Source organism: Vibrio splendidus 12E03, assembly GCF_000272105.2.
GTDB classification, from domain to species: domain Bacteria; phylum Pseudomonadota; class Gammaproteobacteria; order Enterobacterales; family Vibrionaceae; genus Vibrio; species Vibrio splendidus_I.
Window position 1 is genome coordinate 1 of record NZ_AJZD02000273.1, and the last position, 3,479, is coordinate 3,479.

Annotated in this window: 2 protein-coding genes; one reads left to right on the plus strand and one right to left on the minus strand. The window is 42.8% G+C overall.

The window, feature by feature from the left end; all coding sequences use genetic code 11:
* The first annotated feature begins 356 nt into the window (after nt 1-356).
* A complete protein-coding gene (locus tag A142_RS17135; RefSeq protein ID WP_019819894.1) occupies nt 357-2,222 on the plus strand; it encodes a methyl-accepting chemotaxis protein in 1,866 nt (621 codons plus the stop codon).
* Between the two features lie 90 nt (nt 2,223-2,312).
* Here the strand turns inward: A142_RS17135 and A142_RS17140 are convergent, their stop codons facing one another.
* Nucleotides 2,313-3,101, minus strand: coding sequence for a lipase family protein (locus tag A142_RS17140; protein WP_019819895.1), 789 nt, complete (start codon nt 3,099-3,101; stop codon nt 2,313-2,315).
* Between the last annotated feature and the right edge of the window lie 378 nt (nt 3,102-3,479).

Consider the following 3,479-nt stretch of genomic DNA (forward strand, 5'->3'; position numbering starts at 1 on the left):
CCTCGGTTCGACTCCGGGAGGCGCCTCCATCATTTAGAAAAAACCAGTCCTAGCGGCTGGTTTTTTCGTTTCTGGTTTTCCTATCTTTGAGTCACTATTTCTTTTTTAAACAACTTGCTTCACCGTTTCATTATCTTTTCTATTCTGAGTTATCTTCGATTGAATCTACAATTCATGTGTCGTTGATAAACCCGTAAATAAATAGAAGTCACAATTAAATATAATGCTCAATTTGTTTCATTATTTTTTGGGATAACCCTAATTAAAACATGACTATGAGTGATAGTGTTCCTCTTTATATTTCTTTAATTGTTCTATAAGAGGTTCTTAATATGCAATTTAGTCTAAAGAGAAAGATGGTTTTCTCTGTAGTTTTGGCGATTGCAGTGACATCTGCCATTCTTCTTTTCATGGGTTATAAAACCTTTCAAAACAACAGCTGGCAAGCAATAGAAAGCGAGAGTCGTAACACACTGCATGCACACGCGAAAGGGATCAGTGATTGGTTTCACGATAAGAAACAAGCCGTGCATGGCTTAAAGCAACAAGTGCAGCTAAACCCTTCCTTAGATATCGTACCTCATTTGCGTCAAACTCTTGTATCTGGTGGCTTTGGGTTAAGTTATTACGGTAATAAAGAGGGGGAGATGTTCCGTCATGACCCTTCGCTTAATAAAGCGGGCTATGACCCAAGAGTCCGAGGTTGGTACAAAGAGACTTTAGCTCAGAATAAAGCCGTCACCACAAAGCCGTATGTTAGCGTCACAATGCAAGCGTTAGTGGTAACACTTACTGACCCTGTAACGGAGAATGGCTCGATCATCGGTGTTGTTGCGTCTAATTTAGCGTTAGACAAACTGATCGAAGACGTACTAGCGATTCAGGTTCCGGGTAATGGACGCGCGATTCTAATCGATAAAGAAGGCACGGTCGTTGCTCACCAAAATAAAGAGTTCATTCTCAAACAAGTGACTGAAATTGCGCCTGAACTCAGTGTTTCTGGTTTGAACAGTGCCGCACAAAATCTAACGACGATCTTTACTCAAGTTGATGGTAGCGAACGAGTGCTCATGGCTGAGCCTATTAAAGGCACGGACTGGCTGCTTGTGATTGAAATGGACAAAGAAGTTTTAGAACAGCCGTTGTTCGACATGTTGATCAGCCAAATTACTACTGGTTTGATTGTTTTGATCGTGATGGCAGCTGCAACGTCTTGGTTTGTTGCTCGACAGCTTGTGGAGCTAGGACGAGTGAGCGAAGCTCTCGCAGATATAGCAGAGGGTGAAGGTGACTTAACGCAACGCCTTCAAGTATCCAGCAAAGATGAAGTTGGTCAGTTGGCCGATAAGTTCAATGTGTTTGTCGATCGACTGCATGGAATGATGACCAACGTTACTCAAGTATCCACAGCAATGAACAATGGTGCTGAGCATGCCAATGAGAGTGCCCTTAAGCGCAGTGATAGCGTCAGCCGACAGCAAGATGAAATTACGATGGTAGCTACTGCGGTAACTGAAATGGCGACTGCGACGGCTGAGATCGCTTCTAACGCAGACAATACAGCAAAAAGCGCCAGTCATTCGGTTGAATTGAGCGAACAAGGCTTTCAGCAGATGGCCAAAAGCCAATCATCGATCAATGAGCTTGCTACTGAACTGACGAGTGCAGTATCTATTATTAGTGAGCTGGAAGAACATGGACAACAAATAGCGTCTATCTTAGCGACGATACGTGAAATCGCAGAGCAAACTAACCTACTGGCACTTAATGCTGCGATTGAAGCGGCGAGGGCTGGCGAACAAGGTCGTGGCTTTGCCGTTGTAGCGGATGAGGTTCGAGTATTGTCACAGCGTACTCATGCTTCAACTGAAGAAATTGAAGATAAGATCAAGCGCTTGCAACAGGCGACAAATAGTGCGGTTAAAGTGATGACTCAAAGTCACGACATGGCAGAGACAAGTGTGCATGATGTTGATATGGCGGGAGAAAGCTTGGCTCAAATCCGTGAAGCGATTCAAGTGATCAGTGATATGGCGACTCAGATTGCTTCTGCTGCGGAAGAGCAGTCACTGGTTACTGCTGAAATTAATGCTAATACTGAATCTGTTCGTGAAGTGAGTGACGTTATGGCACTTGATGCGACGGATGCAGTGTCTCAGGCGGATCAGCTAAGCAATTTAGCAAGTGATTTGAAACAAGAGTTGTCTCGATTCAAGCTTTAACAATCAAAGCGCAATACAGATAGATTAGTAAATACCAGAGCACAGACTGCTATCAGTTTGTGCTTTTGCTTTGTGGTGCTAAGGCGAGTTTCAATGCTGATCAAAGAAGTCTTTATTACGTATGTATTTACTCATCAAGTGGTAAGAGAAAGGCCTAATCAACCAGCTAAAAATAGAACGTCCAAGGCGAATAAACGTTGGGGTGTTCTCATAGATTCTGCCGTTGTAGAGCCAAAGTACCTTTCCTACATGCCAATACAGTAAAGGTACAGGCGGCATGAAGGTCACAATGTCGATGTCACAACATATACGATAGTTTTTTTTGCGAAGGCGATAGCGCTTCTTAAAGCTCCAATCACCAATTGCTGGTTGTCCAAATGTCACGATTCGCTTAATGCAGCCTGGGTATTTCTTGTCAAAATAATCCGCAAAGACACAACCGATGGCGCCGCCGGAGGAGTGCCCAGTAATCGCAATCCTTTTCCCTTGTTCCAATAACGGTACAAGAACCGTTTCTAATCGCTCAATCACGCTCAAACCTAACTTGTCTTCGTTGCGGTTCGGCTGGCTCTCTTGAAACATTAGATGATAGAAGCCAGCATGCACTCTGTAATTGAGTCCAATCCTTTTGCAGCTTCTCGTCCATAAGGCGAAGTTAAGTAGCCAGTCTGACACGCTGTGTGACCCTTTAATAACGACAACCACTTCGTCTTTGTCGCTGCTCCAAAGCACTCGAATCATGGTTTTACCAAACTGGTTCTTGATGATGCGTTGTCCATTAGGGTCAAAACCATAGCGAGTCTGCTTAAAAACTCTAGGGTAGGCGAGGTTACAAAGAACGGCATAGCGCTCATATTGATATCGTTTTAGTGGTTTCACATGTTTACTTCTTAATAAGAGTTACTTCAAACTCTAATAGTTGAATGTGAAAAGCACATGAAAACGCCATTTGCTTGGTTTAAAACAATAAAATCACCGCATTCAATTGGTATTTGAATCAATGGTTGTCAGTGATTTGTCCGTTTAAATTAGAAATCCAAGTATAAGAACCGTACAAGCTGCACTAAATTTATTCTTTTGAGTTCGATAATTAATCACTTGAATTAAAAGATAAAATTTATTGTTGACGAATTTTTTCCTTCCGTTAAAGTACACCTCGTTCTCACGGCTTAGGTCGCTGAGAGATGGTGTTTTTACTTTTCAGTAATCGGCCTCGCAAGATTGCGTTGCCCTGGTGGTGGAATTGGTAGACACAAG